General features: G+C 39.9%; 3 protein-coding genes. All 3 read right to left on the reverse strand.

Features of this window, described 5'->3' with window-relative positions:
* Positions 1-153: 153 nt before the first annotated feature.
* Positions 154-1,383, reverse strand: coding sequence for a RagB/SusD family nutrient uptake outer membrane protein (locus K8F54_RS00885; protein ID WP_290785732.1), 1,230 nt, complete (start codon positions 1,381-1,383; stop codon positions 154-156).
* Between the two features lie 72 nt (positions 1,384-1,455).
* The gene (locus K8F54_RS00890; protein ID WP_290785735.1) at positions 1,456-2,268 is read right to left on the reverse strand and encodes a hypothetical protein; all 813 of its coding nucleotides are present in this window, start codon (positions 2,266-2,268) and stop codon (positions 1,456-1,458) included.
* 12 nt (positions 2,269-2,280) lie between these two features.
* Positions 2,281-4,386, reverse strand: a 2,106-nt coding sequence (locus K8F54_RS00895) for a SusC/RagA family TonB-linked outer membrane protein (RefSeq protein WP_290785738.1), incomplete at its 5' end; no start/stop codon positions are given.

Here is a 4,386-nt window from a genome sequence, read left to right on the forward strand (position 1 = left end):
TCGTCCCGGTACTCTTTTATATTGTACACAAGTTGAAGCTGCGTATCCGTCGCTGGCGAACAAAGCCAAAAAACGAAGCGGAGCAACTAGAAGCTATATAACAAAAAAACCCTTTCTTTTCAGAAAGGGTTTTTAATTTAAATTAAATGACTGCTAGATTCCTTCATTTTGAGGAATAGGGAATTGAGTAACTATGTTATCCCCTTCTCTATCAATAATTAGTTCGCTCAGTCTACCAAATCTTCTCATATCGATCCAGCGATGGCCTTCAGCGAAAAGAGAATAACGTCTTTCATACAAAAGTCTATCAACATTGACAGATCCTGCCGCCACAGGTCCTAAACCGGCGGCACTTCTAACAGCGTTAATTGCAGTTTCAGCAGCCGTCGGATTCGAAGTCATGTTTGCTTCGGCATATAATAAAATGAGTTCTTCATTTCTAATTATCCCAACGGGATCTGTACTGGATTGGTAAATATAAACATCATGTGATCCTGGACTTAAATCTGCAATATTTAATTCCCCGTCTGTTCTAAACACGGCCTTTCCTGCTCTTCCATCTCCTGGTTCAGCAGAATTCACAAAATCCGGATGTGCAATTCTGGCATTAGCGCCAGTTGAATTCAACGCAAAAAATAGTCCGTTTAATTCATCTGAACCTGCGGCTGAAAATCGATAATAAGCTCCTGCGTTCATATCGCCACCTAAGTCCATAAACGAATCTTGAAGGGCACTAAGCACCAAGGAATAGTTTCCTTGATAAGCGGCTGCTCTTGCCGTGATTGCTCTGTTAAATTGCAAATACGACACTCCTAAAGTATTCGGAGCAACATCTCCTCCAACTTCTAAGTCTGATGCAGCTGTATTCAGCAGCCCAATGATAGTTGACAATGCAGCGTCATAGCTTTCAAAATCACCTAAATTATCAGGGTCAGCAACATCGGTTCTAATTCCATTTTCATATAGGAATCCTAAAACGGTTAACAATTGATGCGCCTTCATAGTATTTGCAAATCCTCTGATGGCGGCTTTTTCAGCAGTTGTAAAATCAGCTGTCGTATTAGCGAGACCTTCTAACAATAAATTACATTCCTTAACAACGGCATATCTAGCGGCATAATGCGTTGTGATATAGAAAGAGTTATCATCAAGTGTACCCGTTAAAAGGTCACCCGTCCATCTAGGATCTGAACTTTGATGTCTCCAATAATCTCTTCCTACAACAGAAATTGCGTCCACCTGTGTGGCCAATCGCGCTCTCATATCTGCTAGGATTCCAGAGACAGCCTGGGGTAGTTCCGGTCTAGACAAGTCTTCGGCTATTGATGAAGTTTCCGGACCATTTAAATCCTTCCCGTCTTCAATAGTACATGAGTAACCCATTAATAAACCAATGGTTACTATAAATACTTTTAATTTTGTTATATTTTTCATATTAAGTTCTTTTTTAAATTATTAAAATCCAACCGATACATGAAACATATATCGTCTTGAAGATGGGAACGGTGCCACTTCAATACCAATTCCGGCGGCGGTAGAACCAAAGTTAGATACTTCAGGGTCGTAACTGTTATAATCAAAAATATTGATTATGTTATGTCCTGAGAAACCAAGTTTCACAGAATCTATATTACCTCCTACGACACCAGATAACAACTTCTTAGGTAAATTGTAGTATAAACCTATTTCTCTTAACTTAAGATAAGAAGCATCTTCAACGAAAGGCTCTGCAATTCCACTTAGGAAGGATCCAATTCGATAATCTCCATTTGATAACTGACCTGATGGATCAAGACCCATTTCGTCATAATCTGCACTAGTTCCTCCAAAGTCGGATAGTAACCTACTTAAATTCACGTTATCACCCCCATTTTTCCAATGCCAAAGGAACGATAAGCTAAGTCCTTTGTACTGTACAGTATTGTTGAATGACATTTGAAAATCTGGTTCGGCGTCTCCTAGTACTACTACATTTCCGTTAGTGTCATTACCAACAATCTGCGTAGCACTTTTTCCTTCCTCAATTCTAAACGTACCTAATCCGGTACCAAATCCTTGTGTATCGAAAGAATTTACGGTTAATTCGGTAATTTCCGATCTATTTCTAAACCAGCTAACACTTGTGTTCCAAGAAAAGTTTTCTGAATCAAAAGGAGTAGCATTTAGTCCAAGTTCGATTCCTTTATTTTCCAATGCTCCAGCATTCGCCCATCGGAAAGTATATCCTGATGATGGCTCGTTATCTGCTTGTAGAATTAAATCTTCCACTTGCTTGTTATATCAGGTAAGCTCAAAGGAAAGTCTTTTATCGAAAAAGCTTAGATCAACACCAGCCTCTAATTCTTTTTGACGTTCCGGCTTAATGTTTGGATCTCCAAGAGTCGATGGGGTAATAATACCTACATTTCCATCAATTAATGAATTCGTGTAGGTCGTAAATAAAGCGCCATAAGGAGCAAAATTTCCTGCTTCACCATATGCTACTCTCAACTTTAACTGATCCCAAACACCATCTTCATTCCAAAAACCAAACTTATTGATATTCACAGCCAACGATCCTTTAGGATAATAGAAGAACTCATTCGCATCACCATTATTTGATGATTTATCCCCTCTCAATCCTAATGTAGCGATAAACATATCTTGGAAGTTAACTTCTTCCTGCGCAAAAAATCCAAAATCTTCTTGTATAAGTCTGAACTGGCTCACAGAAACATTTGCTGCTTGATCGACGTTTGATTCGGAAGCAATTAACCCAGTCCCTGTTGCTCTTACCGTATTCTGAGAGAATTGTTCATTCGTCATACCCGCTTGGGTCGTAAAACTTACGTTGCTCTCTGTAGTAAAATCATGTACCAAGAAACCTGAATAGTTCGCATCGGTATTTTGGGTAGTTCCTTCAGATGTAAGTCCATCAACTCCACCTACTGCCGGATCCATAAATTGTAAATCTCTAGGGAAAAATACAGTTGTTTTAAGCGTATAGGTATCCACCCCCGCTCTTAGCAAAAGTTTTAGGTTTTGATTTTCTGTTTTTAATAAATTAATATCCAAAGACCCTCCTCCTATTAATCGACTTACGGATTCATTGTTAATCATTACATCGCGTGTATGTATTTGATTTGATGAATTCGCAGGGTGATCGGGATAATTTCCGTTCGCATCTGGAAGTAAATAATCCCAAGGTCTGGTAAACAACAGCGAAACACCAATAGTTGTATTTGTATTATCGTTGTTAAAGAATCCTCTATCGGCACTTGAACGAATATAGTTACTCGTTAGGGCCAATTTCATCCAATCATTTAATTTATGATTCACATTCAATCTGAAGGATCTTTTTGTAGCGCCTGTACGTCGCACAATTCCATCTTCTTGATTGTTTGTAAACGCTCCAAAGAAGGATGTTTTTTCACCACCTCCCGAAATGCTTACGTTCGTATTAGTAATAAAACCTCGTTCGCCATAAATTTCTTTCTCGTAATCTATTAATCTTCCTGCAGACTGCGCGGCCGCATACAAATCACCTTCTCCATATACACTTTCAGCAAGTTCTCTGGTCCATTTTCTTTGCCCAAGTAAGTTAACAGCTTCATTGTAACCTACTGCTTGAGAGAAATTTACCTTGGTCTCACCTCGTTTTCCTTTCTTGGTAGTAATAATTACCACCCCAGCCGCAGCGCGCGATCCATAGATGGCCGCCGCAGAGGCTCCTTTTAAAATTTCGATATCCTCGATATCTTCGACATTGATATCTGCAATCCTATTAGATGGGTTGTCTTGAGAATCAGTTGTGGATGCTCCTCCACCCGCAGCATTCGAAACATCATTAAGACCTCCGGCGTACACAGTGTTGTTATTAACATAGACACCGTCAATAATATAAAGCGGCTGCCCATTTCCATTAATGGAAGTAACCCCCCTAAGTTTAACAGAAATTCCTCCTCCGGGTGCTCCGGAAGCCTGCGTAATCTGCGCTCCTACAAATTTTCCTGCCAACGCACCATCCAATGTTTGGGGTGGGGTTCGTCCCGCCAACTCCTCTGAAGAAATGGAAGCTACAGCATTTGCTGAATTTGTTCTTTTTATAGAAGTTGCTAGTCCGGTAACCACTACTTCACTTAAGGCTTCGGCAGATTCGGCTATAGTTATTGCCATAGGAGCCGTACTACTTGCCACTTGTTCAATGGTCTCATACCCCAAAGATGAATAAATCAAGGTGGCCGGTAAGTTTGCCACCGTAATAGAATAGTTTCCATCGATATCTGATGTTGTTCCATTGGAGGTTCCTTTTTCAATGACATTGACAAAAGGAACGGTATTACCATTCGGATCACTAATTTTTCCCGTTAGTGTTGTTTGCGCAAACAGAAAACACGGGAAAATGAG

Origin of the sequence: Altibacter sp. (assembly GCF_019913785.1) — a bacterium.
Classification (GTDB): domain Bacteria; phylum Bacteroidota; class Bacteroidia; order Flavobacteriales; family Flavobacteriaceae; genus Altibacter.

Bases quoted from the DNA above. Each gene is read 5' to 3' on its own strand.
- K8F54_RS00885 (WP_290785732.1), bottom strand. From the start codon at position 1,383: ATGGGTTACTCATGTACTATTGAAGACGGGAAGGATTTAAATGGTCCG.